Source organism: Methylobacterium sp. WL7 (assembly GCF_008040085.1).
GTDB lineage: Bacteria > Pseudomonadota > Alphaproteobacteria > Rhizobiales > Beijerinckiaceae > Methylobacterium > Methylobacterium mesophilicum.
The window spans coordinates 1-26812 of record NZ_VRVG01000074.1; the positions used below are offsets into that span (position 1 = coordinate 1).

Genomic DNA, 26812 nt, shown 5'->3' on the forward strand with positions numbered 1-26812 from the left:
GGCGGCGTAGCGCGTCCGCGCCTCGGACCGGGCATCCTGGGCCGGCAGGACGAGCCGCGCCACGGTGCGGTAGGGACTGGCCGCCTCGTCCCAGCGCTTCGATGCATCCCCTCCGGCAGCTCGCCGGCGCTGCCGAGGGTGATGGACCGGTTCGGCAGGCGCTCGGCGAAGTCGGCGAGGCGTACGCGCAGGGCATCCCCGCTGGTGCGCAGGTAGGCCTCGGCGCGCGGCCCGTGCTCGCGGATCGCGGCCACGGTCCCCTGCGCCAGGGACAGGTGGACGACCGGGCGGTGCGCCGGGAACAGGTAGACGAGGTAATAGCCCCGCGTCGCGCTGGTCGTGACGGCCGGGTCGAACACCGCCAACCACGGGACGGCGGCCCAACGGGTGCCCCGGCCGGGACTGCCCTTGACGAGGAACGGTCCATCGATCGGGTCGAGGGCCGCCCGCAACTCATCCGGCGCACCGCGCCGGATCACCGCCGCGAGGGGATGCCCGGCCGGGGGGTCGAGGCGGGCGAGTGGGTATTCCTCGACGATCCGGCGCAGGGCGTGGCCGAGGCTCACCCGCTCGCCGGCATCACGCCGGTACCTGTTCGATGGATGTCGGCTCCGTCTCCGGCGTCTGGTTGCGGCCGTGGCGGAAGTTGGAGAGCGCCTGATAGGTCTTGAGCCGTGCCCGCATCAGTGAGCCCAGGGGGCGATGCGCCGCCAGGCTGTGGGCCGGCCGGAAGGACAGCACGTCGTCGGCGTAGCGCGTCCGCGCCTCGGACCGGGCATCCTGGGCCGGCAGGACGAGCCGCGCCACGGTGCGGTAGGGACTGGCCGCCTCGTCCCAGCGCTTCGATGCATCCTCGACCGGCATGTCGTCGAGGTTGGTGCAGAGTTGGACGCGGAGTTCGAAGACGGCCGCATCGCCCGCGAAGAAGGCACCGACCGCGTGCCGGAACGCGTCTGGGTCCTGGCCCGGTTGCAGCTCCTCGTCCGCCAGGGCCTGCTGCCGCGCGCCGGCCGGGAAGGCCGCGATCTTCGCGACATGATCACCGTAGCGGAGCGCGGCCTGGGAATAATACGGCTCGGCCAACGGGTGCAGAGGCTGGTGTCCGAAGAAGTCCAGCAGCGCCGAGCTCTCGCCGGTCGCCGCCTTCACCACCGCGTCGGCCGCCCTTGCGATGTGAGACGCAACGGACTTGACGGCCTCCGGCGCCTTCGTGCCGGCTTCCAGCTGCTTCATGCTGCCCAGGAAGCCCTTGGCGTCCGGGTTCGGGAAGACCGGGCCGGTGGCGAGCACGAAATCCTGCGTGGCGGCGCCGTGACCGGGCAGCGTCTCACCCGGGACGCCCAGCACCTTGATCGCCATGCCCCGATGGGTCGAGACGCTGTCCTTGAGCAACTCCCCCGGCCCCTGCGCGAAGCGCACGATCACCGGATAGCTGCCACTTTTGGCGAACAGGCCCTGCTTCAGCTCGGGCGGGAGGTCGTAAGCCACCTGAAGCTCGCCCACGACCACGCCGCTGACCTTGGCGTGCGAGGCCCGCACCGCATGGCCGTAGCGCGCGGCCGTCGTCTCGCTCTCGCGGGTCATCGACGCGATGATCGCGTCGATCGTCTCGGACTCGTCGGGCGCGGGCGTCTCGATGCCGTCGTGGTAGCGGAGGTAGGTCTCGGCCAAGGTCTCTGATCCCGATCGCCTCTATCGACGTCCAACCGCCGGGCCGTTCGTCGGGTTCGGGCCTCGCGATCAGGCAATCGGTCGCGCCAGCATCCCGCCGGTCATCGGCTCGCGCACCCCGGTGGTGGACGGGAACGTGATCGGCAGCCCCCGGAGCGAACGCACCGCCAGATACGCGAAGGCCTGCGCCTCCAGGTAGGCCGAGGACCAGCCGATCGCGTCCGCGGTCGTGATCTCGGAGCGCAGGTGGTAGTTCAGCAGTCGCACCAGCTCGCCGTTGCGCGCGCCGCCGCCCGCCACGATCCAGCGGGTCGGGATCTCGGGGGCGTGGTCCAGGGCCCGGGCCACCGCCCGCGCCGTGAAGGCCGTGAGCGTCGCGGCGCCGTCCTCCGTGGAGAGCTGACCGGCCAGCTTGTGCGAGAACCAGTTCCGGTCGAGGGATTTCGGCGGGCGGCGGAAGAAGAACGGGTGCATCAGCAGCCAGGCGAGCAGCGGCTCGTCGGCGCGGCCCCGGGCGGCGGTACGGCCGCCGTCGTCGAGGTTCTTGCCCTCGCGCTCCTGCATCCACTCGTCGATCAGGGCGTTGCCGGGGCCGGTGTCGAAGGCGATCACGCCGCCCTTCGAATCGATCAGCGTGGCGTTGGCGACGCCGCCGATGTTGAGGATGCCGAACGGTCCGTCGAAGCCCGAGGCCTCGGCCAGCGCCTTGTGGAACACCGGCACCAGCGGCGCGCCCTGCCCCCCGGCCTCGATGTCCGCCCGGCGCAGGTCGGAGACCACCGGGATGCCGAGCCGGGTGGCCAGCGCCTGCCCGTCGCCGATCTGGATCGAGATGCGCTGGTCCGGCCGGTGGATCACGGTCTGGCCGTGGAAGCCGATCACGTCGATGTCGCGCGCGTTCAGGCCGTTCTCGGCGAGGAAGCGCTCCACGGCCTCGGCATGGGCCTGGGTGACGAAGGCCTCCGCCTCGGGCAGCCGTCCGGGCCGGTCGCCCGGATGGAGCACCGATTCCGCATCCTTGGTCGCCACCCGCAGCAGCGCCTTCTCCTCGTCGGAATAGCCGCGATAGCCGGTCGGCCCCATCGGCTCGAGGAAATTGTTGTGCCCTCGGACGACGTGGACCCGCTCGCCGTCGGTCTCGATCAGCGCGATGTCGACGCCGTCCAGCGAGGTGCCGCTCATCAGTCCGATCGCGCGCATCATCGCCATTGTGCTCGACCCCGTGCCTTTCGGCGAACGCCCTGCTAAGAGCGCGCCGTATCCTGAACCCCAGCGCGAGCTAGCACGCAGAGCCTCGGCCTGTCGCGCCGGCTGGCGACCCGAGACCGCAGCCATGAATGCCGAGAGCTTCGCGCCGAAATCCGACTTCCTGCGGATCCTCACCGAGCGCGGCTATATCCACCAGACCTCGGACCTCGCCGGGATCGATGCCGCGGCGCTCGAAGGTCGGCTGACGACTTATGTCGGCTACGATTGCACGGCGCCCTCGCTCCATGTCGGGCACCTGTTGTCGATCATGATGCTGCACTGGCTGCAGGCCACCGGGGCTAAGCCGATCGCCCTCATGGGCGGCGGCACCACCCGGGTCGGCGACCCGTCCGGTCGCGACGAGAGCCGCAAGATCCTGACCGTCGAGCAGATCGACGCCAACAAGGCCGAGATCCGCAAGACCTTCGATCGGTTCCTGCGCTTCGGCGAGGGCGCCGGCGATGCCGTGATGGTCGACAACGCCGAGTGGCTGACCAAGCTCAACTACATCGAGATGCTGCGCGACATAGGCCGCCATTTCTCGGTGAACCGCATGCTGTCGATGGACAGCGTCCGGATGCGCCTGGAGCGCGACCAGGAACTGTCGTTCCTGGAATTCAACTACATGATCCTGCAATCCTACGACTTCGTGGAGCTGAACCGCCGCTACGGCTGCACCCTGCAGATGGGCGGCTCGGATCAGTGGGGCAACATCGTCAACGGCATCGATCTCGGCCGGCGCATGGGCACGCCCCAGCTCTACGCCCTGACCTGCCCGCTGCTGACCACCTCTTCGGGCGCCAAGATGGGCAAGACCGCCGCCGGCGCGGTCTGGCTCAACCCGGACATGCTCAAGCCGTACGATTACTGGCAGTTCTGGCGCAACACCGAGGATGCGGACGTGGTCCGCTTCCTGAAGCTGTTCACCCTGCTGCCGATGGAAGAGATCGCGCGGCTCGCGGCGCTGGCCGGCTCCGAGATCAACGCGGCCAAGACGGTGCTCGCCACCGAGGCCACGGCGCTGATGCACGGCCGCGAGGTGGCGGAAGCCGCCGCCGAGACCGCCCGGAAGACGTTCGTCGAAGGCACCCTCGCGACGGATCTCCCCAGCGTCACCGTTCCGGCCGCCACCCTCGAAGCCGGACTCGGCGTGCTCACCGCGTTCGGGCCGGACATCGCCAAGCTGGTGCCCTCGACCAGCGAGGCGCGCCGCCAGATCAAGGGCGGCGGGCTGCGGGTGAACGATGTCGCCGTGACGGACGAGAAGGCGGTGCTGACGCCGGCGGACCTGACCCGGGACGGGGTGATCAAGCTGTCCTTCGGCAAGAAGCGTCACGTGCTGCTGCGGACGGCATAGGGCTCCAGCGAGGCGCTTGTCTCGCATCCCTCGAGAACCAAGATTGATTGGCGCCGGTTCGCTCGACTGGAATCCCGGCCCGTGTGCTGAATGGTTGGGACGGGCGGGGCAGGACGCGCGCAGCGGCACAAGCCTCCTCCTTGTCATCCCGGGGCCGCGAAGCGGAGCCCGGGATCCATACACGCCGACAGCTCAAGGCTTTGCACCGTTGGCGGTTATGGGTTCCGGGCTCGCCTGCGGCGCCCCGGAATGACACGGCGATCGATCTTGCCGTCTTGGCATCGTCGGCATGCCGCAGGTCACAGCTCAGCGGTGAAACGCATTCCGAACCGTTGATCGCTGCCGACGCCGATCCTTACGGATCCAACCCTTCCGCGGCCCGACGCGCCGCGCGCAGCTTCTCCACCCGGGCCACCGAGAACACTGAGGCCTCGTAGAGGATCAGCATCGGCAGCGCGAGCGAAAGCTGGGAGATGACGTCCGGCGGGGTCAACACCGCGGCCACGACGAAGACGAGAACGATCGCGTAGCGGCGCTTCTCGCGCAGGAAGGCTGCGTCGATGATGCCGATCTGGCCGAGCAGCGTCAGGATCACCGGCAACTGGAACGCGATGCCGAAGGCGAAGATCAGCGTCATGATCAGCGAGAGATACTCGTCGACCTTGGGCAGCAGCTTGATCGTCGGCTCGCCGGCCACGCCGACCTGCTGCAGCGACACCGAGAACTTGATCAGCAGCGGCATCGCCAGGAAGAACACCACCAGCGCGCCGAGGATGAAGAAGATCGGCGTGGCCACGAGGTAGGGCAGGAACGCCTTGCGCTCGTTCCGGTACAGGCCCGGAGCCACGAAGGCGTAGATCTGCGTCGCGATCACCGGGAAGGCCAGGAACGCGGCGCCGAACACGCTGAGCTTGATGTTGGTGAAAACCTGCTCGAGGAAGTGCGTCGCGATCAGCTCGGCGTTCTGGACCCCCACGATCGAGACGTAGGGATAGACCAGGATGTTGTAGATATCCCGGGAGAAGAAGAAGCAGCCGAAGAACATCACCACGAAGGCTGCCAGCGACTTGATCAGCCGCGCGCGCAATTCGATCAGATGTTCGAGCAGCGGTGCCCGGGACGCTTCGATCTCGGCCTCGTCGGCGTCGCTCATCATCGGGCAGTGGCGCCGTTCTTCGGATCCAGGGGAGCGTCGTGCGGGGTCGGAGGTTCGGCCGGCGGCCCGTAGGGATCGTCGACCGAGCCGGGGACCGGGAGCGGGGCCTCGGGCGGGGCGGCGTGCGGCACCGCGTCGGTATGCGGCGCAGCCTCGGCGGCAGCCGGTTCTGCGTTGGCCGGTGCGACGGCGTCCCGCTCGGCCTTGAGCTGAGCCGTGGCGTCGGCCAGGGAGCGCGCGTCCGCGGCCGGCTTCTCGGGGCCGAGGGGCTCGGAACCCTGGCGGGCGGCGACCCGGCCCTCGACCGCGCCTTTCAATTCGTCCCGGATCGTCTGGACCGGATTGAAGCCGGAACTCGCGGTGCGAACCGTGTTGCGGATGCCGTCGACCTCCTTGCGGACTTCGTCGAGTTCGGCTTCGCGGATCGCCTCGTTGAACTGCATCTGAAACTCGCCGGCCATGCGGCGCAGTTTCGTGGTGATCTGCCCGACGGTGCGCAGCGCCTTCGGCAAGTCCTTCGGCCCGATGACGATGAGGGCGACGCCGCCGATCAGCATCACCTCGCCCCAGCTCATGTCCAGCATGTCGTCGACGGTCCCGCTGCCCTGGGATCCGGACCTCGATCCGAACCCCGTCAGGCTCTACACCACAGCGCGCGCCCTGACAGTCCTCAGACCGGCTTGCGCTCGCCGCCGGGCAGATGGCTCGCCGGAACCGCGGTCCCGGGGCTCGTCTCGGCGGTGTGGGGAATGGTGCGGACCGGCTCGTTCGGCGGAGCGACCGGCTGGCTGCTGGCCGGCGGCGTCTCGTCCTCGGCCATGCCCTTCTTGAACGCCTTGATGCCCTTGGCGACGTCGCCCATCAGGTCCGAGACCTTGCCGCGTCCGAACAGCAGCATGACGATGACGGCAACGATGACCCAGTGCCAGATACTCATGCTGCCCATGGCAACCTCCTGCGTGCGCCCACCTGGCCGCGCCCACTTGCCTGCGCTCCCCTGAGGGAGCGGGACGCCACGACCGGTTGAAGAATTCCGGGCGAACCTAGGGATCGGACCGCCCGAACACAAGCAGAGGCGGCATCAGGGACGGTGGATGCCCGCGGTGGAAGGCCGCGGATCAGGCGGCGGTGGCGAGCGCGGCGGCGAACCGGGCCCGGGCTTCGGGCACGTCGAGCCCGTCGCCGGCGCGGTCCAGGCGGGCGAGCGCGGCTGCGGCCCGCCGGGCGGCTGCGCCGTCGAGGATTGGTGCCGCCTCGGCGACCGCCCGCATCTCGTCCATCGCGCCGTTGCAGTGCAGCCCGACATCGATCCCCGCCGCGAAGGCGGCTGCGGTCCGGTCGCGGAACGTGCCGGTGAGCGCGTGCATCGACAGGTCGTCGGTCATCAGCAGCCCGTCGAAGCCGATGGCGCCGCGGATCACGTCGCGGATGACGGTCGCCGACTGGGTCGCCGGGCGGTCGGGATCGATGGCCGTGAAGACGACATGGGCGCTCATCGCCATCGGCAGGTCGGCGAGCGCCTGGAACGGCCGGAAGTCCTGGGCAGCCAGCGCCGTCAGGGTGGCTTCCACCACCGGCAGGCCATGATGGCTGTCGCAGGCGGCGCGGCCATGGCCGGGCACGTGCTTCATCACCGGCAGGACGCCGCCGGCCATCAGGCCTTCCGCGACGGCCCGGCCGATCTCGGCCACCCGATCCGGGGTCGATCCGTAGGCCCGGTCGCCGATGATGTCGTGCGAGCCCGAGGCCGGCACGTCCAGTACGGGGGCGCAATCGACGTTGATGCCGACCTCGGCGAGATCGTGGGCCATCAGCCGGGCCCCGAGCCGCGCGATCGCGGTGGCGCTTCCGTTCAGGCGACCGTAGCGCCCGCCCGCCGGGTAGGCCGGCCAGTGCGGCGGGCCCATGCGCTGGACCCGGCCGCCCTCCTGGTCGATCAGGATCGGGGCTGCGTCGGAGCCCAGGCAGTCCCGCAGCGACGCCGTCAGCGCCCGGACCTCGTCCGGCGTGCCGATGTTGCGCTTGAACAGGATGAAGCCCCAGGGCCGCACGTCCCGGAAGAAGGCGGCCTCCTCGACGGAGAGCGTCTTGCCGGCGCAGCCGAGGATCAGGGCACGGGCGGTCATGCGGGGTTCTCGGTGGCCGCGCGGGTGCGGCGGAAGATCGATCGGGTTCGGCGAATCGGTGCTGGCAGAGTCGGACGGGAACAGGGAGCCGGCAAGGCGAAACCGCGGGGCCGCCTCGATGAAGACCGCCTCGGGGACCGAGTGTTGCGGGCGGGACTCGCGTGCACCGTCCCCTCAGCTTGGCCCCTCCCCGTCCGCTGGGGAGGGAAACACGCCTGGCCCCGGCCGTCGCTCACGTCCGGCGACGATGCGTGGACATCGTCTCGCGCTGGATCGCGAGCACCACCGGTGGCCGGCGTTACCGCGACCTCAGTTCTTGGCCACGAAGCACTGCCCGCCTTCGCCCTGCAGGGTGCTGCACAGGCTGGTCGCCTCATTCTTGGCCAGCGGCCCGACGCGGACGCGGAAGATCGTCTTGCCGTTGACCTCGGCCTGGCGGATCAGCTCGGGCTTGCCGGCGAGGCCGCTGTACTTGGCCTGCATCTGCTTGAGCGCCGCCTTCGCCTCGGCGGCGGAGCTGCGGACGCCGAGCTGGACCGAGAACCCGCCGACCGAACCGGTCTTGACGGTGTCGTCGACGGCGTCCGGCGCGTCCGGGGCCGGCGTGGCCACCGTGGCGACCCGCTGCGCGGCCTTCGGGGCCGGCTTGACGGCGACGGACTTCGGCGGGGCGGCATCGGCCGCCATGGAATTCGGCGCGGCCTGGACCGGCTCGGGATCCGGCGCCGCCAGGGAGGCGGCGGCCTGGCGGCCGGGCTTGGACTTGGTCTGGGGCGGCTCGTCGGTGGGCAACACCATGGTCGGGATCGGGGCCGGCGCGGCGTCGGCCTGGGCCTCGCGCTGGACCGGCGCGGGAGGGGCCTCCGGCTTCACCGCGACGGTGCGGACCCGGCGCGGCTCGCCGAACGCCTCGAACGGGCCGTTACCAGGCGTGGTGCCGCTCTGCGCACCGCCGGCAGGACCGGTCCCCTGCGCCGCGCGGGCCGCCTCGGCGACGTCGATGGGCTGCTCCTCGCGGTTGACGATCTTGATCTGGCCTTCCTTGGTCTTGCCCTTGGTGTCGTAGATCTGCCGGTTCTGGTCCGGGATCTCGACGCCGTCGGCGACCTTCGGGGCGACCTTGAGCGGGGTCGAATCGGCCTGGACCACCGGCACGCCGCCGGCGCCGCCCGAACCCTGCAGGCCCCTGTAGGTGAGCGCCCCCGTCACCGCCACGGCGACGATGGCGATGCCGGCGCCGACGGAGGCCAGGCGGCGGCGCGGGTTCACCCGGCGCAGGGTGCGGCCGTCCGCGTAGTCCGACGCGGCGGGCTCCTGCGGATCCACGGCTTCCGCGCCGTACGCGACCGGCTCCTCGTGGGTGTCGCGCTCCACCGAGGCCAGGTACTGGTCGAAGGCGTCGGCGGGGTTCGGCTTGGCCGGCTCGGCGGCGAAACTCGGCTCGACCCGGCCGTCCCAGCCGGCCTGCGGTTGTGCGGGCGCCGCGCCACGCATCTCGTCGCGGGCCGCAAGAAGCGCGCGGAAGGGGTCGTCCTGTCCGACGATCCGCGCCAGCTCGGCCAGCGGATCGGGCTTGGCGCCACCCGAGGCGACGCGCCCCTGCTCCTGACGCAGATCGCGCGCGAGGGCGTCCAAATCGACCTGAGCGCGCGAAGCGTTCGTCATGGCAGCATCCTCACATCACGGCCGGTCACCGGCCCGATGCATATCGAGCCTATCGCATCTCATCCGGCGCGGTCACACCGAGCACTGCGAGGCCGGCCGCGAGGGTACTCCGGAGAGCCTCGACGAGCGCCAGCCGCGCCCAGGTCGACTTTCGGTCGGTTGCATTAACAAACCGTAATTGCGGCAAGTCTTTGCCCTTGTTCCATAAAGTATGAAGCGCGGCCGCCATTTCATAGAGGTGGAACGCGATCCGGTGCGGCTCGTGCGCCACGGCTGCCGATTCGAGGACGCGGGGATACTGGGCGACCAGCCGCATCACCTCGATCTCGCCGGGATCGGTCAGGAGGTCGAAATCGGCCTCGCGCAGCAACGCTGCCGGCGAAAGGTCGGCGCCAGGGAAAGCCTCGCGCGCCTGCCGCTGCACCGAGCGGACGCGGGCATGGGCGTACTGGACGTAGAAGACCGGGTTGTCCTTCGACTGCTCGACTACCTTGGCGAGGTCGAAATCGAGGGTCGCGTCGTTCTTCCGGTAGAGCATCATGAACCGGATCGCGTCGCGGCCGACCTCGTCGATCACGTCGCGCAGGGTCACGAACTCGCCGGCCCGCTTCGACATCTTCACGGGTTCGCCCGCGCGCAACAGCCGCACCAGCTGGCAGAGCTTCACGTCGAGCGTCGCCTTGCCGTCGCTGACCGCCTTCACGGCCGCCTGCATGCGCTTGACGTAGCCGCCGTGGTCGGCGCCGAGCACGTCGATCAGCTCGGTGGCGCCCGCAAGGTACTTCGCGCGGTGGTAGGCGATGTCGGAGGCGAAGTAGGTGTAGGACCCGTCCGACTTCAGCAGCGGACGGTCGTTGTCGTCGCCGAAATCCTTGGTCCGGAACAGCGTCTGCTCGCGGTCCTCCCAATCTTCGGGCAACTGGCCCTTGGGCGGCGGCAGGCGGCCCTCGTAGACGAGCCCGCGCTCGCGCAGCTCCTGGAGCAGGGCCTTCACGGCGCCGCTCTGCTGCAGCGTCCGCTCGGAGAAGAACACGTCGTGCCGGATGCCGATCGCCGCGAGGTCGGCCCGGATCATGTCCATCATCATGGCGAGGGCCGTTTCGCGCACGGCGGGGAGCCATTCGGACTCCGGCCGGTCGAGGAGCGCGCGGCCGTGAGTCTCGGCGAGGTGGACGCCGACGGGCTTGAGGTAATCGCCCGGATAGAGCCCTTCGGCGATCGCGAACGGCTCGCCCAGCGCCTCGCGGTAACGCTGGTAGGCGGATCGGGCCAGGACATCGACCTGGGCGCCGGCGTCGTTGATGTAATATTCCCGCGTCACCTGGCGGCCGGCCGCGACCAGGAGGTTGCACAGGGCGTCGCCGAACACCGCGCCGCGGCCGTGGCCGACATGCATCGGTCCGGTGGGGTTGGCCGAGACGTACTCGACGTTGATCGCTCCCCCGGGGAGCTGGGCGCGGCCGAACTGCTCGGGGTCCGCGAGCGCGCTGCGGATCACATCCTGGAAGATCCCGGGCGCGAGCCGAAGGTTGATGAAGCCCGGGCCCGCGACGCCGGCCTCCAGGATGCGCGGGTCGGCGCGTAGTTCCGCGGCCAGGGCCTCCCCCAGGGCCTTCGGGTTGGTCCGTGCCTCCTTGGCCAGGACCAGCGCGGCGTTCGTGGCCAGGTCGCCATGCGTCGTGTCGCGCGGCGGCTCGACGACGACGCGGCCGAGGTCGAGGCCCTGGGGCAGCTGGCCGGCGCGGGTCAGCGCCTCCACGGCCTCGCGCACACGCGCCTCGAACAGGGCGAAGATGTTCATCGGTCTCGGTCTCGCTCGCGCGGGGATGCTGCCGCAGGGCCGTCTCGGCCCGCGCCCGCCGGGAGCCGTCTAGCAAGGGGGCGGGAGAGTGTCACGGCGGCGACGCGGGCCGGCCGGCCCGCGGAGCAAGCCGGCGTTAACCGCGCCACCGGAACGAGCTGGCATTCGGCGGGAACAGCGCAGTTTATCCCCACGCGATGACTACCGACGCCCACCGGACCATCTTGTCTTGGGTCGCGAGAGTCTATGTGATCGACAAGATCGCAAAATTCTCGATCTTGGAGATCTTCATGAAGACCTTGATGTTGGCCGGCGCGGCGCTCTGCGCGGTAGCCCTGGCGGCCCCGAGCGCCGAGGCAAGGGGCTTCCGGGGCGGCGGCTTCCACGGCGGTTACGGCGGCTATCACGGCGGCTTCGCCGGGCGCGGCGGTTACGGCCGCGGCTTCGGCTATGGCCGCGGCTACGGGTATCGCGGCGGCTACGGGCGCGGCCTCGGCTACGGGTTGGCCGGCGCGGGCATCGGCCTGGGTCTCGGGCTCGCGGCCGGCAGTTTGTACGGCGGCTATGGCGGAGGCGGCGGCTATGGCTACGGCTATCCCGCGGCCTACGGCGGGTACGACTACGCCTACCCGGCCGCCTATGGCGGTTACGGCGGGTACGGCTCCGGTGGCTGCTAGGGCAGCTTCACCTGCGGCTGCGGCTGCTGATCGCCCGCGCGTCCTCGCCGGACCTCACGGTTCGGCGAGGGGCAGGCCGCGGCTCGGCAACTCCCAGTGGAGGTCGGGCGTGGTCGGATAGAGCTTGCGATGGGCCAGCACCGCGTAGGTGTCGGTCATGCCGGCGATGTAGTCGGCCACACGCCGGGCGATGCGCCCTTCGGGTGCGTCCGCCAGGCCGGCGCTCCACTCCTCGGGCATCCGCTCCGGCGCGGCCGTGAACGCCGCGAACAGGTCGTTGACGATCGCGTCGGCCTTCTTGCGCACCGCCACGACCCCCGGATGCCGGTACATCCGGGCCCAGAGGAACCGCATGATCTCGGCGTCGGCCTCCGCGATGGCCGGCGAGAACACGATGACCGGCTCGGACGCGTGGCGGATGTCCTCGACGCGTGCGGGACTTAGCGCGGCGATCCGGCGGCCGCCCTCGCGGATCACGTCTTCCACGAAGCGGGTGATGACGCGCCGGGCCAGCTCGTGGATGACGCGCGACGGGTCCAGGCCCGGATGCAGCCGGTCGATCTCGTCGAGGATGTCGGCCAGGAACGGCACGGCGCGCAGCTCCGGGATCTCGAACAGGCCCGCCCGCAGGCCGTCGTCGAGGTCGTGCGCCGCGTAGGCGATGTCGTCGGCGAGCGACGCCGCCTGCGCCTCCGGGCCGGCCTGGCTCCACAGGTCCAGCGGGTTCAGGGCGTCATATTCCAGGATGGCGGCCGGGATGCCGCGCGCGGCGTAGCGCGCCGTCGGCTTGCCGCCCTCGGTGAGCAGCGGGCCGTTGTGCTTCACCAGCCCCTCCAGGGTTTCCCAGGCGAGGTTCAGCCCGTCGAAACCGGCGTAGCGCCGTTCGAGCCGCGTGACGATGCGCAGGGCTTGAGCGTTGTGATCGAACCCGCCATGGGCCGCCATGCAGGCCTCCAGCGCATCCTCGCCGGTATGGCCGAAGCAGGTGTGGCCGAGGTCGTGGCTCAGCGCCAGGGCTTCGGCCAGATCCTCGTCGAGGCCCAGCGCCCGGGCGAGCGCCCGCGCGATCTGGCTGACCTCGAGGGTGTGGGTCAGGCGGGTGCGGTAATGATCGCCCTCGTGGTGCACGAAGACCTGGGTCTTGTGCTTCAGGCGGCGGAACGCCGTGGAGTGGATGATCCGGTCCCGGTCGCGCTGGAAGTCGCTGCGGGTCGGCGAGGAGGCCTCCGCGATCAGCCGTCCGCGCGTCCGCGCCGGATCCGTGGCGTAGGCCGCCCGCCAGCGCTCACCGTTCGGCCGCACGGCGCCCATCCTCGATCTCACGCAGCCTGATCATGACCCCTCCCCGCCCGGCGCGTTGCGGCGCGGGCCTCGAACCCATATCTTGTGGGCTTAGGCGGGCTCGGCAACAGCCGGGCGACGCCGTCCACCGAACAGCTGCGTGGCCAGAGCTAAAGATGGCTGAGATCACCCTGACCCCCCGCGCCGCCAAGCGCATCAACGAAATCATGGGGGCGGAGCCCCCGGGCGCGTCTCTGCGCATCAGCGTCAACGGCGGCGGCTGCTCCGGATTCTCCTACGCGTTCGACATCGCCCGGTCCCGGGAGGCGCAGGACGTGGCGATCGAGCGCGACGGCGCCACCGTGATCGTCGATCCCGTGTCGCTGGAATACATGTCGGGCTCGACCATCGACTTCGTGAACGACCTGATCGGCCAGTCCTTCAAGATCGAGAATCCGCTGGCGACCGCATCCTGCGGCTGCGGCACCTCCTTCTCGCTCTGACCCGACGCGACGGCCTCCCCTCGGGACGGCCGTTGCGCGGCTACGACACTGGAGCCGGCTCAAGGCCCGCGCCTCCGGTGTCCGATTGCCTCGGCCGGTAAAACGCGGCACCCATGCGGCAACCCCGCTCAGCCGTGATCCGGACCCTCCCATGATCCATCCGAAGGTCCGATCCCGCCTCCGGTCGGCGTTGGCCGCGACCTGCGCCCTCGCCTGCCTCGCCGGGGCGGCGGCACCGGCCCCGCTGGCGGCCCAGGAAGGCGCCGCCGCTGTCCAGGACGTGACGATCACCGACGTCATGCTGCCGCTCGGCGGGACGATGCTGCGGGCGCCCAAGCTGACGGCCAGCGGCACGCGCCTGTCCAAGGATGAGCTTGCCGCGATCCTCAAACCGGATTCGGCCGAGCCCTGGGAGGCGCGGCTGGCACGGCTCGATGCCGGCAGCCTGACGATCCCGGTTCTCAGCTCGGAGCATGCCGGCCCCGGCACCGACCGCCAGACCGTCACCTATCGCGACGTGGTCGCCCGCGACGTGAAGGCCGGACGCGTGGGCGAACTGACCGCCGCGGGCGCGACGGTCAGCGCCGTCACGGGCCCCAACCGCGGCGACGGCACCTACGGCCAGGTCCGGGCGACAGATCTCGACCTCGCGGCGCTGAGCCGGCTCTACACCGTCCCGGGCGACGGCAAGGGCCCGGTCCAGAAGGTCTACGGCACGATCCAGGTCTCCGACGTGACCTATTCGGACGCGCGCGGCACCACCGTGAAGATCGCGCGTCTGAACGGGCGCGACCTCGGCGGCAGGCAGGTGCCGGACGGCTGGAACGGCGCGTTCGAGATCGTGGCCGCCGGCTTCCAGGGGCCCAACGACCGGCGGACCTTCGCGGCCTCGGCCGCCGACCTGATCGAGGCCACCACGCTGGGCAGCCTCGACATGCAGGGCCTGAGCGTCAGCAACACCGATCCGCAGGGACCGGTCCTGTTCGAGATCGCGCGGGCGACCTACGCCGCCGGGTCGGATGCGGGCACGGTCCTGGAGAACATCACGCTGGCGCGCGGCAGCCTGCGCGCGCATCTCGCCCGCCTCGCGTTGGCGGACGTCTCGCTCGCGCCGACCATCGCGGCTTTGCGCAACGCCGCGGCCGATCCCGCCAGCCGGTCCGGGTTCAGCGATGCCGAGATGCATCGGCTGACGCCGGCGCTGGGCGGCCTGACCCTGACCGACCTGAGCATCGACCTGCCGCTCGACACCGAGCTCCCCAAGGCCGTCCCGCCGGATCCCCGCGCCACCCCCCGCGTCCCCGCACCGGGGAAGCCGACGACGGGCCGGTCCGCGGACGGAAAGCTCCCGGAGCCCAAGCCCGCGACCGTGCAGCCCGGCGACCCGCTCGCGGTGACGATCACGCCGGCGCCGACACGGCGGGTGGCCCTGCGGGAAGCCAAGCTGTCCTTCGGCCCGCCGCAGGACGGGGTTCCGACGGCCGGGCGGCTGACCCTCTCCGGCCTGAGCCTGCCGGCGGAGTACGTCGCCGGGGCGCCGATCATCGGCGCGCTTCCGGCCTACGGCTATCGGGATCTCGACCTCGATCTCGTGGCCGACGCGTCCCTGGACGGGAAGGCCCGCGACCTGTCGCTGCGCGAAGTCACGATTTCGGGGCGCGATATCGGGACCGTCCGGCTGTCGGGGACCCTCGGCGGCATCGGGCCGGAGCTCTTCAACGGAAGCCTGCCCGCGGCCACGATGCTGATGTTCACGGGCAGCGCCAAGAACCTCGACCTCACGGTGGAGAATGCCGGCCTGTTCGAGCGCTTCCTCGCCGTGCAATCGAAGGATCTCAGCCTGCGACCGGACGAGCTGCGCAAGGAATACGTCACCGCCAGCCTGCTCGGCGTGCCGGTGATCCTCGGCAACACGGCGGCGGCCAAGGGCATCGGCGCCGCGATGGGCCAGTTCGTCATGAAGCCGGGCAAGCTCGTGCTGCACGCGAAGTCGAAGGAGCCCGCCGGCATCGGCTTCATCGATATCGGCGCGGCGCGCTCGCCGGCAGCCCTGCTCGACCGGATGGACGTGGACGCCAAGGCGAATTGACCCCTCGGCAAGTGTCCGCGGGCGGTTCGCACGCCGTACAGGCTACTCCGCGATGATCCCCGGATGCGCCGCCGCCAGCGCGGCCCGGGTGGTTTCGGCCCAGGCGCGGTCGCGCTGTCTGCGCGGGCGGTCGAGCGTCACGTTCGCCATGAGCGTCGCCGGCCGTTTCGAGACGAGCAGCAGCCGGTCGGCGATCCCGATCGCTTCGGCGACGTTGTGGGTCACCATGAGGACGCTCATTCCGGCGGAATCCACGGTGTCGACCACCAATCCGCGCAGCTCGGCCGCCGCGGCATCGTCGAGGGACACGAACGGCTCGTCGAGGACCAGCACCCGCGGCCCGTCGGCGAGCGCCCGCGCCAGCGCGACCCGCCGCTGCATGCCGAGCGACAGGGCCTTCGGGTAGCTGCCGCGCCAGGGCGTCAGGCCGAGCTTGGCGAACAGCGCGTCGAGGTCGCGTCCGCGCCGCGCCCGCGGCAGGCCCAGCCGGACATTGTGCTCGATGCTGCGCCAGGGGAGCAGGCGCGGCTCCTGAAACACCATGCCGGCCTGGCCGGCCCCGGAGACGCGGCCCTCGAAGTCGGTGTCGAGGCCGAGCAGGATCCGCAGCGTCGTGGTCTTGCCGGCGCCGGACGGCCCGATCAGGCAGACGATCTCGCCGGCCCCGACCCCGAACGACAGGTCGCGGACGGCCTCCACCGGCTCGGCGCCCTTGGCGCGGTAGCGCTTCGCGGCGATCTCGACCTGCAGGACGGGTTCAGCGCCAGCGGCGGACATGCGCTTCGAGCCGCTGGAGGAGGAGGACGTCGATGCCGATCATCACGGTCATGAAGACGAGGCTGTAACCGATGATCGCGGCCACGTCGGTGCTCTGCACGAAGTAGTAGTTGATCGCGAAGCCGACCCCGTCGGGGCGCCCCAGCAGCTCGACCACCAGGACGATCTTCCAGGCGAGCGACAGGCCGGAGCGGGCCGCCGTGACCACGTAGGGCTGGAGCTGTGGGACCAGCACGTCCAGCGCCCAGGTGCGCCGGTCGAACCGGTAGGCCCGGGCCATCTCGTCGAGGCCGGGATCGAGGTTGCGGGCGCCCTCGCGCACGATCACCGCGACGTTCGGCAGCTTGTTGAGCACCACGGCCAGGATCGCGGCGGTCTCGGTCAACCCGACCCAGACATAGGCCAGCACGGTGATCACCAGCGCCGGGGTGTTGAGCAGGACGAGGAGCGGCGTGTCGAGGGTGAGGTCGGCGGCCTTCGAGCGACCGAGCGCCACCCCCAGCAGGATCCCCAGCACCATCGCCACCGCGAAGGAGATCGCCACCCGCAGCAGCGTCATCCCGACATTGTGGAACAGGTCGCCGCGCTCGGCCTCCTGCACGATGAAGCGCAGCACAGCCATCGGCGCCGGCAACAGGCGCGACCCGGCCTCCAGCGCGGCGAACTGCCAGGCGGCGATGAGCACGACCAGGGACGCGATACGGGTCAGCGCGCCCATGCGGTTCCGGCGATCCGGATCCCCGACCTGAAAGCCAGCCTGACGGGCAGCTCAGCCATCGCGGCCGTTGTCGTAATAGAGGTCCGGCGGCAGCCCGGCGCCCTTCCCGACGAGCCGTGCGCCGCCGAGCCGGGACATGACGGCGTAGAGCTTCTCGGCGTCGGTCCGCTCCGCCGCCACCGTCCGGCGCGGGATGCCGGCCAGGAAGTCGCGCTTCAGGGCCTCGAACGTCGCGTCGTTCTCGGCCGCCATGAGCGGGCGCACGATCTCCCAGGTGCTCGGATCGGCGGCCAGCATGTCCTTCGCCGACCGGGACGCCCGGGCGAAGCCCGCCACGGCCTCGGGCTTCTCCTTCACGGTGGCGTCCTGGAACAGGTAGCCGATCAGGGAGACGTCGCCGGCCACACCGAGCGCGTGCATGATGTCCTCGGCGCCCACGAGCCGGCGGAAGCCCTTGGCCTCGAGGCGGGCGCAATAGGTCCAGTAGGTCAGCGCCGCGTCGAGGGCGCCCTGCTCCAGCTTCAGCGTGATCAGCGGCGGCGCGCCGTACGCGATCTCGGTGGCGCGCTCGAGGTCGATGCCGGCGGCATCCCGGGCCTGCGCCCTCAGCAGCAGCCAGTTCTTGTCGAGGGGGCCGCCGGCGACGCCGAAACGCTTGCCGTCGAGGTCCTTGAGGCTCTTGATCGGGCTGTCGGGTGGCACCATCACGGCGCCCTCCGAGGTCGAGTACGGGATGAAGCGCACGGCTTGGCCGTCGTTGCCGAGGCGGGCTGCCCAGAGCAGGTCGCCGATGATCGTGTCGACCTGTCCGCCGATGAAGCTGATCCGCGCCGCGTCGTTGCCGGCGAGCTTGACCGCGTCCAGCTGGAAACCGTTGGCGGTATCGAGGCCCCGGGCCTTGATCACCGCCGCCTCCCAGGTCGAGGTGCCGAACGGGAGGCTCCCGAGGCGGATCGCCGGCACGTCCGCCCGCGCCGCCCGCAGGCCGAGGCCGCCGAGCAGGCCGCCGGCGAGCATTGCGCGCCGTGACAGCATCACGCCTTCTCCCATCGTATTGTGCGGTCTTGGAAGATCGCAGACTTGGGCGCGGACTTGTCCTGACGCCATTGGAAAATGGTCATAGGGCCCGCATGGCGCTCCGTCCACCGGGGCCGGCGCCCCTGCGCGCTTGCGCACCGCCGACGGCGCGGGCACCCTCGAACTTCGACGGGATGAAAAGGACGAGGCGAATGAGCGAGCGGCGCGAAGGCGTTCTGGACGAGGCGGCCGTGGAAGCGCGGCTCAAGGCCGAGCTGCCGGACTGGCGGCTGGAGGACGGCTGGATCCGCCGCACCTACAAGACGGCGGGGTGGAAGGGCACGCTCATGGTGATCAACACGGTGGGTCACCTCGCCGAGGCCGCCTGGCACCACCCCGACATCACCGCGTCCTACGCCTGGGTGGAGGTGCGGTTGATGAACCATGCGGCCAAGGGCATCACCGAAAAGGACTTCGCCCTGGCCAGGAAGATCGAGGAGGTCGTGTCCTGGCAGCCGGCGCTGGAGGGGCAGGGTCTGGAGGGCACGCCGTCGGATCCGCGCTTCGCCTACATCAAGTACGAGAAGTAGCGGACCCGGTCCCGGTCACTGCGGCTCCTTCACCCGGCGGCACTCGGTCTTGAGGTAGGCGGACTTGCCGATCTCGTCGCGCCGGTCGGTGCGGGCGATGATCTCCTGCCAGCCGGTGGCGCAGCCGAGCTCGTTGGCGACGCGGACCTTGCGCACCTCCAGCGCTTCGGCATCGGTGCAGGCCTCCTGGGCGATCCCGTTCGCGCAGACCAGGACGACGGCGATGAAGGCGTTCATGCGGGCGGTGCTCCTCGGCTCCAGGCCCGCTTACGCGCGGGAACAGCCCGGAGTTTCCGCCCGCGGCGCGGCGGGCGCGCGGGGAAACGATTCACGGTCGGCCCGCCCTGAGGGGGCGGAGGGGCGGGCCGACCGCTCATCGCAGCGTGAGGACACGCTGCGATCCGTGATGCCGGACGCTCAGGCGCTCTGCGCCGCGGGCCGGTCGCGGCTCTCGGGCCGGATCCGGTAGCAACCGACATAGAGGGCGGGCAGGAACAGGAGCGTCAGGAAGGTCGCGGCCAGGATGCCGCCGATCATGGCGAACGCCATCGGTCCCCAGAACACCTCCCGGGCGATCGGGATCAGGCCCAGGCTCGCCGCGGCGGCGGTGAGCAGGATCGGCCGCATCCGGTGGTGGGTCGCCTCGTAGACCGCATCCCAGGGCGCCATGCCCTCGTCCCGGAACTCCTCAATCTGGCTCACCAGGATCACGGCGTTGCGGATGATGATGCCGATCAGCGCCAGGATCCCGAGGATCGCCACGAAGCCCATCGGCTTGTCGAACAGCAGCAGCGCCGGCACGACGCCGATCAGCCCGAGGGGCGCTACGGTGAAGACCAGCAGCATCCGCCCGACGCTCTGAAGCTGGACCATCAGCAGCAGCGCCATGGTGAGCAGCATCACCGGAACCACCGCGGCGATCGGGCCCTGTCCCTTGGCCGATTCCTCGACCGCGCCGCCCGTCTCCAGCGCGTAGCCCTCGGGCAGGGCCTTCGCGTAGGCGTCGATGCCGGGCTGCAGGGCGGTCACGATGGTGGCCGGCTGCGTGGTGTCGCGGATCGTGGCCCGCACCGTCACGGTCGCCAGGCGGTTCCGACGCCAGACGATCGGCTGCTCCAGGTCGTAGCCGATCCGCGCGAAGGACAGCAGCGGCACGACGGAGCCGTTCGCGAGGCCGACCTGCAGGGATTGCAGGGTGTCCAGCGACGACCGCTCGGCCGCCCGCGCCCGCCCGACGACGTTCACGAGGTAGATCGAATCGCGCACCTGGGTGATCGCCTGGCCGCCCTCGATCCCGTTGAGGATGCCGGCGATGTCCTGGCTGGTGACGCCGAGCTGGCGTGCCTTGTCCTGGAGGATCTCGACCCGCAGGACCTTGCCCGGCTCGTTCCAATCGAAGGTCGGCACGTCGAGGCGCTTGTCGGCGGCGACCACGTTGCCGAGGTCGAGGGCGAGGCGGCGCACCGTCTCCATGTCCGGGCCGCTGAGGCGGTACTGGACCGGGCGCCCGACCGGCGGGCCCAGGCTGAGCGGCTGGATCAGGACATCGGTGCCGACGAAGTCGCGCCGGCCGATCGCCTGCAGTCGCGCCATGACCTGATCGCGGATCTCCAGGGATTTCGTCACGACCACGATCTGGCCGTAGAACGCGTTGGAGAGCTGCTGGTCGAGGGGCAGGTAGAAGCGCACGGCGCCCTGGCCGACATAAGACGACCAGCTCGTCACGTCCGGATCGTCCTTCAGCTTCGCCTCGAACCGGTCCATCTGCGCCTTGGTCTCGGCGATGGTGGCGTTCTGGGGCAGCGTCAGGTCGACGAGCACCTCGGAGCGATCCGAGGACGGGAAGAACTGCTGCTGGACATGGCCCATCCCGACGATGGCCGCCGCCATCAGCGCCAGGCAGAGGACCACCGTGGTCCAGCGCCAGGCCATCGCGAGCTTGAGCATCACCAGGAACAGGCGGGTGAACAGCCCACGCTTCTCGGCATGGTGCTTCACGGTCTTCGGCAGCAGCGTCACGCCGATCAGCGGAGCGAAGAGAACGGCCACCACCCAGGAGACCAGCAGCGCGGCGGCCAGCACCACGAACAGCGAGTAGGTGTACTCGCCGGCTCCCGAACCGTTGAAGCCGATCGGCAGGAAGCCCGCCACCGTCACGAGCGTGCCCGTCAGCATCGGGAACGCCGTCGAGGTGTAGGCGAAGGTCGCCGCCTTCCGCAGCGTGTCGCCCCGCTCCAGCCGGGCGACCATCATCTCCACCGTGATCATGGCGTCGTCGACGAGGAGGCCGAGCGCGATGATCAGCGCGCCGAGCGAGATGCGCTGGAGCGTCACGTCCATCAGCTGCATGACCACGAAGACGATCGCCAGCACCAGCGGGATCGACACCGAGACCACCAGTCCGGCGCGCACGCCGAGGCTCACGAAGCTGACCGCGAGCACGATCACCACGGCCTCGACCAGCGCCTCGGTGAAGCCGCCGACCGCGTGCTCGACCTGCTTGGGCTGATCCGAGACGAGGTGGACGCCCACGCCCACGGGCAGCGTCGCCTCGATCCGGCGCATCTGCGCCTTCAGCGCCTCACCGAAATGCAGCAGGTTGGCGCCCGGCCGCATCGCGATGGCGAGGCCGATGGCGGCCTTGCCGTCGACCCGGAACATCGGGGCGGGCGGATCCTCGTAGCCGCGGCTGATCTCGGCGATGTCGGCCAGCCGGAAGAACCGGTCGTTGACCCGCAGGTTCACGTCCTGCAGCGACGCCTCCGACGTGAACGACCCGCTGACCCGCAGCGACACGCGCTCCGGCCCGGCCTGCACCACGCCGGAGGCCGATACCGCGTTCTGGGCCTGAAGCGCCTTGATCAACGCCTGGAAGTCGATGCCGTAGCCGGCGAGCTTGCGGGTCGAGAAGTCGAGATAGATGGTCTCGGCCTGGGTCCCGATCAGCTGGGTCTTGCCGATGTCGGGGACCCTGAGCACCTCCGTGCGGATGCCCTCGACGTAGTCGCGCAACTGGCGGTAGGTCAGCCCGTCGGCCGTGAAGGCGTAGATGTTGCCGTAGACGTCGCCGAACTCGTCGTTGAAGAACGGGCCCTGCACCCCGTCCGGGAACTGCCCCTTGATGTCGCCGAGCCGCTTGCGGACCTGGTAGAAGGCCGGCTGGACCTCGGACTTCTTCAGCGTGTCGCGGAACTGCACGAACACCGTGGACGAGCCCGGCGTCGTGTAGCTGCGGACGTAATCCAGGGCGTTGAGCTGCTGCAGCTCCTTCTCGATCCGGTCGGTGACCTGATCGATCGTGTCCTTGATCGTGGCGCCCGGCCACGTCGTCTGCACGACCATGGTCTTGATCGTGAACGGCGGGTCCTCCTCGCGGCCCAGGCGGCTGTAGGCCATCACGCCAGCCACGAGCGAGACCGCCATCAGGAACCAGACGAACGAGCGGTGCCCGAGCGCCCAGTCGGAGAGATTGAAAGCCTTCACGGGAAACCCTTGTCCGACCGGCTCAACGGGCGTCGTCGGTCAGGCGCACGGCCTGGCCTTGCTGCAGGGCGTGGACGCCGGCGACGACGACGCGCTCGCCCGGTTCGACGCCGTCACGGATGGCGATGCGCCCGGCCTCGACCGTCTCGACGGTGGAGGCCAGGGTCACGTCCCGGCGCGTGACGGATTGTCCGGCCCCGTCGACGACCCAGACCGAGCGGCGCGGGCCGTCTTCCAGCAGCGCGGCGGCGGGCAGGAGGATGTGGCGCGGCACCTTGCGGGAGAGCGCCACGTCGATCGTCGCACCCAAGCGGAAGGCCGGGCCGGGAGCGTCGAGCGTGATGCGGATGCGCCGGGACCGCGTCCCGGCCTCGGCGAGCGGCGCGATCTCCCGGATGCGGCCCCGGGCGGTCAGCTCGGGCGCGCTCTGGAGCGACACCGTGAAGACCCCATCCGCCGGCAGCGCGCCGACATATTGCTCCGGGATGTCCACGACCGCCTCGCGGATCTCCGGCCGGGCGACGGTGACGACGCCCTGGCCGGCGCTCAGCACCTGACCGATTTCGGCGAGGCGCTGGGTGACGACGCCGTCGAACTCGGCCTTGAGTTCCGTGTAGCCCATCTGGTCCCGGGCCTTCTGAAGGCTCGCCGCCGCCTGATCGAGCCGCGCCTTCGCGGTGTCGCGCTTGGCCACGGCCTGATCGAGGGTCGCCTGCGAGACGTTGTTGCCCGACATCAGCCGCCGGGCGCGCGCCTCGGCGGCGTCCGCGTTCTCGGCCTGCGCCCGGGCATCCGCGAGGTCGGCCTCGGCCCGGGTCAGGTCGAACCGCGTCACCACGGTGTCGAGGGCGGCCAGCCGCTGCCCCTTGGTGACGATGTCGCCGACGGTCACGTCGCGCGCGATCATCCGGCCGGGGATCTGGAAGCCGAGCTGGGATTGGTAGCGGGGCTCGACCGTCCCCGCGAACGGGCCGAACATGACGGCGTCCTTCGGCACGGCGACCTGCGTGAGGACCGGCCGCACGGGCGCAGGCGCAGCCTCCGCGTGCTCGTCATCGTGTCCGCCGCATCCGCCGAGAATCATGGCACAGGCGGTGAGGGTCAGAACCGCACGCGTGTTCATGGGTTGCTCTCGACGAGGTTGGCAGCAACCTCCTGCCCGGGACGCAGAAATTGGATACCTGCGATCACGATGCGCTCGCCCGGCTCGATCCCGCCCTTCAGGGCGATGACATCCGGCCCGTATTTGTCGATCTCCACCGCGCGGACCGACACGGTCCGCTTGCCGGGATCGTAGACCCAGACCGCCGGGCGACCGCCGTAGCGATAGAGCGCGGACCAGGGCAGGATCACCGCATCGTGCGGCGCGAACCGCCCGTGGCCGATGACGACCGCGCCGAGCCCCATGGCCGGCGGCGTCTGTTCCAGGCCGATCTTGACCCGTACCGTGCCGCTCGACGCATCGACCGTCGGCGAGATCTCGCGGACCGTGCCGTTCACCGAGATCGACGGGTTCGTCTGCAGCGTGACCGTGATGGTCTTGTCGCCCGGCGGCCGGGCGGTCAGCGATTCGTAGACGTTGAACACCGCATCCCGGGGGCCGTCCTGCGCCAGCACCAGGACGGTCTGGCCGGACTGGACCACCTGGCCGACCTCGACGCTGCGGCTCGTGACGATCCCGGAAATGCCGGCGCGCAGCTCGGTGTAGGAGAACTGTTCCTGGGCGGTGCCCAGCGCGGCCTTGGCCGAATCGACCGCGGCCTGCGTGGTGCGCAGTTCCTGCTCGGCGTTGTCGTAGCTCGGCCGCGTCGTGTACCCGCCGGCCAGGAGCTGCTTCTGACGCTCGAACGCCATCTTGGCCTGGGTCAGCAGCGCTTCGGCCGAGGCCACGGCGGCCTTGGCGTTGTCGAGGTTCGCCCGCTGGGTCAGCGGCTCCAGCACCGCGAGGACCTGGTCGGGCTCGACGTGGTCGCCGACCTCGACCCGCCGTTCGGCGACCTTGCCGTTCGTCCGGAACGAGACGTTGACCTGCGCCTGGGCCTGGATGTCGCCTGTGAGCACGACCTCGGAGGCGACCGGCGTACGCCGCGCCTCGACGATCCGGACCCGCACCAGCGCCGAGTCGGGCGCCGCCGCCGGTTCGGCCGCCCGGGCCGCTGGTGCCAGCGCGATCGTCGCGAGCACGAGAGCTGTGTATCGTTGAGCGAACATGCGGATCTTGTCGGCGGCCGTTGCGGACGAAGGGCGCCCAACGGCGTGACGCTGTCCTACTCCATCGCTTACATACCGTCCAGTCGGTTTCTAAAATGGTGACCTATGCGCGCGAAACGGCAGCGGCTGGCGGAACGGCCGGAAATCATCCTGGAGGCGGCTGATGCCGTCTTGCGCAAGGGCGGGGCGCGGGCCCTGACCATCGACGCGGTCGCGGCGGAGGCCGGTCTCAGCAAGGGCGGCGTCCTTCATCACTACGCATCGAAGGACGCGCTGATCCTGGCCCTGGTGGCCCGCAAGCTCACCGAACTGCGTGAGGGCATCGCCGCCTGCGAGGGTGAACTTCCGTCCGGGCCGTCGCAATTGCCGATCGCGATGGTGGCGCATGTCCGCTCGCATTACTGCGACGACGACGAGTCGTCTCGGGCTCTGCTGCTGGCGTCGATCGAGTATCCCGAGGCCCTGAACGATTATCGGGCTTTCGTGGCCGATCAACTCGACCGGCTCGGCGGGATGAACAGCGCCTGCCCCGGCGAGGGCTCGATGCTGTTCTTCGCGATCCTCGGGGTGATCATGGGCCGGACCCTGGGATTCCATCAGCTCGACCTGGACGAGTTGAAGCCGATGTTCGACGCCCTGGAACGCATCGCTCGCAAATCGGACGCGTAGGCGCGCCGCGAACCCGCGCCTCCGGTTGTGGCTGGCCTGTCACGATGGCCGCCCTCCTGGCGGATGCATATCGATAGCATCCTCCTGAAAGCTGGCCGCCGGGCTCCGGTACAGGGACGATGCGAATCGGACATGTGTGCAGGCGACGGACCTCCTTATGCAGGTCGCAAAGCGCCGCGATGGTCGAGACGCCAGATAAGATCTACGCGCCGCGTCGCGGGCCTCGGCCCTGTAGATTGCGCTGCTGCTTCGTTCCTGATCTGCCGGAACGACGACGACGAAAGAATCTCAGCACTGTCACGCCTGTCGGCGACGAGGGCTTTGCGTGCGGGGCGCGATTTTCCGTGCGATGACGTGCGTTCGTCATGCGCCCATGGGGCCGTCGGCTGCACGAGCGCGTTGACTGCCATCCCGTTACTCGCCGCCAGCGTAGCGTCATGAACGAACACGTCGCGATCTCGCCGCCCGACGACCTGCGCCGTGCCCTGGCGCGCACCCTCTACGAGCATGACGGCAGCGGGATCGCCGATTACCCGGCCTGGGACGATGACGCCCTCGATACGCATCACCCCGGGTTGCGCGAGCGCTATCTCCAGCGCGCCGACGCCCTGACCGAAGGTCCCCTCGCCGCCCTGATCACGGATCGGTTCGATGTCACCGCGCGCGACGAGGAGTTGCGCGTCCTGCGGCGTCAGCGCATGGCGCCGGAGCGAGAACGCGAGTTGCTCGAGGCCAACAACCGGGTGCTCGCGCGGGCCAACGCGGCGGAAACCGCGCGGGAGGCCGCCGAGGCCGAACTCACGATGGCACTGCGGGAACGGGATGTCGCCCGGGAAGCCGAGGCGTTCTGGCAGCGCTTCGCCTTCGATGCCGACGAACTGGCGACCCGCCGCCTGATCGAGCAGACCGACGCCCGGGCGGAAGCCGAGCGCGTCGCGATCCGCGAACGATGCCGACGTGAGCGGGCCGAGAGCGCGCTCCGCTTGTTCGCCGACAGGGCCGAGGTCATGCCGAAGGAGGGCTGGGCGTCGGACCTGGCCACCGCCAACCGGGACATCCCGCTATGGTGGTTTCATGCCGCCCGGGTGGCCCTGGACTCACACGAGCCACAGCCCGGCCCGGAGCCGAGCACGCCGTAAACCGGGCCGCGCTCGCCGATTGGGCGCAGTTCGTCAACTGGTAGATTGGTCGTCAGGCAGCCGCGGGCCGCGCCACCTCCCCGGGGGGCTCGCGGAACAGGGCGGTGCAGCCGGAACCGCGATGCATGCTGAGGATCGAAGCCCGGTCGATGTCCGGATGCGCCTTCAACACCTTCTGCACGCAGCAGAGCACGCGGTCGTACTGCGCGGCATCGAAATTCGGTTCCAGCGGGCTCACGGCGATGTAGGTCTCGACGACGAGCACACGCTCCGCCCTGTCGCGGTCGACATCGACGGCGATCCAAGACGACTTGATGAGGCTGGTGCTGGCGAGCATGGGCGTTCCTCATTCAGCGTTGCTGCGAACCCGTCCTTTTTGCGGACGGTCGATTTTGGCGGAATGATGGACCGCCTTAAGACGTATGCCAAGAGGGACAGGATCAGTTCCCAGGGCGATCGCTTGAAAGGAATGGATTTCGGTGTTGCCTTTTGCGTGATTCACAGGGGGCCTCGGTCTGGTGAGGCATCCGATGTCAGGCAAGGCACTGGTGGAGCATTTTTCGGCGTTGGAAGACCCGCGCCAGAGTTGGAAGGTGGTCTACCCGCTGCCGGAGATCATGTTGCTGGTCCTGTG

General features: G+C 70.1%; 25 protein-coding genes. 7 read left to right on the plus strand and 18 right to left on the minus strand.

Annotated elements, in window-relative coordinates; genetic code table 11:
* From FV233_RS18165 to FV233_RS18175, 3 genes are all read right to left on the minus strand, one after another.
* Positions 1 to 566: DUF3578 domain-containing protein (locus tag FV233_RS18165; protein WP_147898323.1), on the minus strand; the 566-nt coding region annotated here is incomplete at its 3' end.
* 13 nt (positions 567 to 579) lie between these two features.
* Positions 580 to 1671 (minus strand): catalase family protein, encoded by a 1092-nt coding sequence (locus FV233_RS18170; RefSeq protein WP_147898324.1) that lies wholly within the window; start codon positions 1669 to 1671, stop codon positions 580 to 582.
* Between the two features lie 69 nt (positions 1672 to 1740).
* Entirely contained in the window at positions 1741 to 2880 is a 1140-nt protein-coding gene (locus FV233_RS18175) for an anhydro-N-acetylmuramic acid kinase (protein WP_147898325.1), read from the minus strand.
* A gap of 124 nt (positions 2881 to 3004) precedes the next feature.
* Between FV233_RS18175 and tyrS the strand changes: the two genes are divergently transcribed.
* Positions 3005 to 4276 carry a tyrosine--tRNA ligase gene (gene tyrS / locus FV233_RS18180; RefSeq protein ID WP_147898326.1) on the plus strand — a complete coding sequence of 424 codons (1272 nt, stop codon included), beginning with the start codon at positions 3005 to 3007 and terminating at the stop codon, positions 4274 to 4276.
* 355 nt (positions 4277 to 4631) lie between these two features.
* Here the strand turns inward: tyrS and tatC are convergent, their stop codons facing one another.
* From tatC to argS, 6 genes are all read right to left on the minus strand, one after another.
* A complete protein-coding gene (tatC, locus tag FV233_RS18185; RefSeq protein WP_147898327.1) occupies positions 4632 to 5432 on the minus strand; it encodes a twin-arginine translocase subunit TatC in 801 nt (266 codons plus the stop codon).
* Positions 5429 to 6016 (minus strand): Sec-independent protein translocase protein TatB, encoded by a 588-nt coding sequence (gene tatB / locus FV233_RS18190; RefSeq protein WP_147898328.1) that lies wholly within the window; start codon positions 6014 to 6016, stop codon positions 5429 to 5431. Before tatB ends, tatC begins: the two co-directional genes overlap by 4 nt.
* A gap of 86 nt (positions 6017 to 6102) precedes the next feature.
* Complete coding sequence (locus FV233_RS18195; protein WP_147855720.1) at positions 6103 to 6378, minus strand: twin-arginine translocase TatA/TatE family subunit; 276 nt, start codon at positions 6376 to 6378, stop codon at positions 6103 to 6105.
* A 172-nt stretch (positions 6379 to 6550) separates the two neighbouring features.
* Positions 6551 to 7558 carry a beta-N-acetylhexosaminidase gene (nagZ, locus tag FV233_RS18200; protein WP_147898329.1) on the minus strand — a complete coding sequence of 336 codons (1008 nt, stop codon included), beginning with the start codon at positions 7556 to 7558 and terminating at the stop codon, positions 6551 to 6553.
* Between the two features lie 309 nt (positions 7559 to 7867).
* On the minus strand, positions 7868 to 9223 hold the full coding sequence (locus FV233_RS18205) for an SPOR domain-containing protein (RefSeq protein ID WP_147898330.1): 1356 nt from the start codon (positions 9221 to 9223) through the stop codon (positions 7868 to 7870).
* Between the two features lie 49 nt (positions 9224 to 9272).
* The gene (gene argS / locus FV233_RS18210) at positions 9273 to 11024 is read right to left on the minus strand and encodes an arginine--tRNA ligase (protein ID WP_147898331.1); all 1752 of its coding nucleotides are present in this window, start codon (positions 11022 to 11024) and stop codon (positions 9273 to 9275) included.
* A 248-nt stretch (positions 11025 to 11272) separates the two neighbouring features.
* Between argS and FV233_RS18215 the strand changes: the two genes are divergently transcribed.
* Complete coding sequence (locus FV233_RS18215; protein ID WP_246690018.1) at positions 11273 to 11701, plus strand: hypothetical protein; 429 nt, start codon at positions 11273 to 11275, stop codon at positions 11699 to 11701.
* A 54-nt stretch (positions 11702 to 11755) separates the two neighbouring features.
* Here FV233_RS18215 and FV233_RS18220 read toward each other — a convergent pair whose 3' ends face one another.
* Positions 11756 to 13003: a deoxyguanosinetriphosphate triphosphohydrolase gene (locus FV233_RS18220; protein WP_238262091.1), complete on the minus strand. Its 1248-nt coding sequence runs from the start codon at positions 13001 to 13003 to the stop codon at positions 11756 to 11758.
* A 155-nt stretch (positions 13004 to 13158) separates the two neighbouring features.
* On the opposite strand from FV233_RS18220, the gene FV233_RS18225 reads away from it, so the two are divergent.
* Positions 13159 to 13485 carry an iron-sulfur cluster assembly accessory protein gene (locus tag FV233_RS18225; protein ID WP_147856233.1) on the plus strand — a complete coding sequence of 109 codons (327 nt, stop codon included), beginning with the start codon at positions 13159 to 13161 and terminating at the stop codon, positions 13483 to 13485.
* A 151-nt stretch (positions 13486 to 13636) separates the two neighbouring features.
* The gene (locus FV233_RS18230) at positions 13637 to 15574 is read left to right on the plus strand and encodes a hypothetical protein (protein ID WP_147898333.1); all 1938 of its coding nucleotides are present in this window, start codon (positions 13637 to 13639) and stop codon (positions 15572 to 15574) included.
* A 42-nt stretch (positions 15575 to 15616) separates the two neighbouring features.
* Here the strand turns inward: FV233_RS18230 and FV233_RS18235 are convergent, their stop codons facing one another.
* Genes FV233_RS18235 through FV233_RS18245 form a run of 3 tightly spaced genes read right to left on the minus strand, consistent with a single transcriptional unit; the run spans position 15617 to position 18104 of the window.
* The gene (locus tag FV233_RS18235) at positions 15617 to 16351 is read right to left on the minus strand and encodes an ATP-binding cassette domain-containing protein (protein ID WP_147898334.1); all 735 of its coding nucleotides are present in this window, start codon (positions 16349 to 16351) and stop codon (positions 15617 to 15619) included.
* The gene (locus FV233_RS18240) at positions 16332 to 17069 is read right to left on the minus strand and encodes an ABC transporter permease subunit (RefSeq protein WP_147857438.1); all 738 of its coding nucleotides are present in this window, start codon (positions 17067 to 17069) and stop codon (positions 16332 to 16334) included. Before FV233_RS18240 ends, FV233_RS18235 begins: the two co-directional genes overlap by 20 nt.
* Before the next feature lie 51 nt (positions 17070 to 17120).
* Complete coding sequence (locus tag FV233_RS18245) at positions 17121 to 18104, minus strand: ABC transporter substrate-binding protein (protein ID WP_147898335.1); 984 nt, start codon at positions 18102 to 18104, stop codon at positions 17121 to 17123.
* A 194-nt stretch (positions 18105 to 18298) separates the two neighbouring features.
* Here FV233_RS18245 and FV233_RS18250 point away from each other — a divergent pair, with 194 nt between their 5' ends.
* Entirely contained in the window at positions 18299 to 18676 is a 378-nt protein-coding gene (locus FV233_RS18250; RefSeq protein ID WP_147855868.1) for a 4a-hydroxytetrahydrobiopterin dehydratase, read from the plus strand.
* A gap of 15 nt (positions 18677 to 18691) precedes the next feature.
* On the opposite strand, the gene FV233_RS18255 is transcribed toward FV233_RS18250, so the two are convergent.
* The 4 genes from FV233_RS18255 to FV233_RS18270 all read right to left on the minus strand — a co-directional run bounded on the left by FV233_RS18255 (position 18692) and on the right by FV233_RS18270 (position 24370).
* On the minus strand, positions 18692 to 18913 hold the full coding sequence (locus FV233_RS18255) for a hypothetical protein (RefSeq protein ID WP_147855867.1): 222 nt from the start codon (positions 18911 to 18913) through the stop codon (positions 18692 to 18694).
* A 180-nt stretch (positions 18914 to 19093) separates the two neighbouring features.
* On the minus strand, positions 19094 to 22159 hold the full coding sequence (locus FV233_RS18260) for an efflux RND transporter permease subunit (RefSeq protein WP_147898336.1): 3066 nt from the start codon (positions 22157 to 22159) through the stop codon (positions 19094 to 19096).
* 22 nt (positions 22160 to 22181) lie between these two features.
* On the minus strand, positions 22182 to 23243 hold the full coding sequence (locus tag FV233_RS18265; protein WP_246690019.1) for an efflux RND transporter periplasmic adaptor subunit: 1062 nt from the start codon (positions 23241 to 23243) through the stop codon (positions 22182 to 22184).
* Between the two features lie 35 nt (positions 23244 to 23278).
* Positions 23279 to 24370: an efflux RND transporter periplasmic adaptor subunit gene (locus FV233_RS18270; RefSeq protein WP_147898338.1), complete on the minus strand. Its 1092-nt coding sequence runs from the start codon at positions 24368 to 24370 to the stop codon at positions 23279 to 23281.
* Positions 24371 to 24475: 105 nt separating this feature from the next.
* Here FV233_RS18270 and FV233_RS18275 point away from each other — a divergent pair, with 105 nt between their 5' ends.
* Positions 24476 to 25039: a TetR/AcrR family transcriptional regulator gene (locus FV233_RS18275; protein ID WP_147854569.1), complete on the plus strand. Its 564-nt coding sequence runs from the start codon at positions 24476 to 24478 to the stop codon at positions 25037 to 25039.
* Between the two features lie 437 nt (positions 25040 to 25476).
* Positions 25477 to 26178, plus strand: coding sequence for a hypothetical protein (locus FV233_RS18280; RefSeq protein WP_147898339.1), 702 nt, complete (start codon positions 25477 to 25479; stop codon positions 26176 to 26178).
* Between the two features lie 52 nt (positions 26179 to 26230).
* Here FV233_RS18280 and FV233_RS18285 read toward each other — a convergent pair whose 3' ends face one another.
* Positions 26231 to 26515 (minus strand): hypothetical protein, encoded by a 285-nt coding sequence (locus FV233_RS18285; RefSeq protein ID WP_147854567.1) that lies wholly within the window; start codon positions 26513 to 26515, stop codon positions 26231 to 26233.
* Positions 26516 to 26812 lie beyond the last annotated feature (297 nt).

Bases quoted from the DNA above. Each gene is read 5' to 3' on its own strand.
- FV233_RS18175 (WP_147898325.1), bottom strand. From the start codon at position 2,880: ATGGCGATGATGCGCGCGATCGGACTGATGAGCGGCACCTCGCTGGAC.
- tyrS (WP_147898326.1), top strand. From the start codon at position 3,005: ATGAATGCCGAGAGCTTCGCGCCGAAATCCGACTTCCTGCGGATCCTC.
- tatC (WP_147898327.1), bottom strand. From the start codon at position 5,432: ATGATGAGCGACGCCGACGAGGCCGAGATCGAAGCGTCCCGGGCACCG.
- tatB (WP_147898328.1), bottom strand. From the start codon at position 6,016: ATGCTGGACATGAGCTGGGGCGAGGTGATGCTGATCGGCGGCGTCGCC.
- FV233_RS18195 (WP_147855720.1), bottom strand. From the start codon at position 6,378: ATGGGCAGCATGAGTATCTGGCACTGGGTCATCGTTGCCGTCATCGTC.
- nagZ (WP_147898329.1), bottom strand. From the start codon at position 7,558: ATGACCGCCCGTGCCCTGATCCTCGGCTGCGCCGGCAAGACGCTCTCC.
- FV233_RS18205 (WP_147898330.1), bottom strand. From the start codon at position 9,223: ATGACGAACGCTTCGCGCGCTCAGGTCGATTTGGACGCCCTCGCGCGC.
- argS (WP_147898331.1), bottom strand. From the start codon at position 11,024: ATGAACATCTTCGCCCTGTTCGAGGCGCGTGTGCGCGAGGCCGTGGAG.
- FV233_RS18225 (WP_147856233.1), top strand. From the start codon at position 13,159: ATGGCTGAGATCACCCTGACCCCCCGCGCCGCCAAGCGCATCAACGAA.
- FV233_RS18230 (WP_147898333.1), top strand. From the start codon at position 13,637: ATGATCCATCCGAAGGTCCGATCCCGCCTCCGGTCGGCGTTGGCCGCG.
- FV233_RS18235 (WP_147898334.1), bottom strand. From the start codon at position 16,351: ATGTCCGCCGCTGGCGCTGAACCCGTCCTGCAGGTCGAGATCGCCGCG.
- FV233_RS18240 (WP_147857438.1), bottom strand. From the start codon at position 17,069: ATGGGCGCGCTGACCCGTATCGCGTCCCTGGTCGTGCTCATCGCCGCC.
- FV233_RS18245 (WP_147898335.1), bottom strand. From the start codon at position 18,104: ATGCTGTCACGGCGCGCAATGCTCGCCGGCGGCCTGCTCGGCGGCCTC.
- FV233_RS18250 (WP_147855868.1), top strand. From the start codon at position 18,299: ATGAGCGAGCGGCGCGAAGGCGTTCTGGACGAGGCGGCCGTGGAAGCG.
- FV233_RS18255 (WP_147855867.1), bottom strand. From the start codon at position 18,913: ATGAACGCCTTCATCGCCGTCGTCCTGGTCTGCGCGAACGGGATCGCC.
- FV233_RS18265 (WP_246690019.1), bottom strand. From the start codon at position 23,243: ATGATTCTCGGCGGATGCGGCGGACACGATGACGAGCACGCGGAGGCT.
- FV233_RS18270 (WP_147898338.1), bottom strand. From the start codon at position 24,370: ATGTTCGCTCAACGATACACAGCTCTCGTGCTCGCGACGATCGCGCTG.
- FV233_RS18275 (WP_147854569.1), top strand. From the start codon at position 24,476: ATGCGCGCGAAACGGCAGCGGCTGGCGGAACGGCCGGAAATCATCCTG.
- FV233_RS18280 (WP_147898339.1), top strand. From the start codon at position 25,477: ATGAACGAACACGTCGCGATCTCGCCGCCCGACGACCTGCGCCGTGCC.
- FV233_RS18285 (WP_147854567.1), bottom strand. From the start codon at position 26,515: ATGCTCGCCAGCACCAGCCTCATCAAGTCGTCTTGGATCGCCGTCGAT.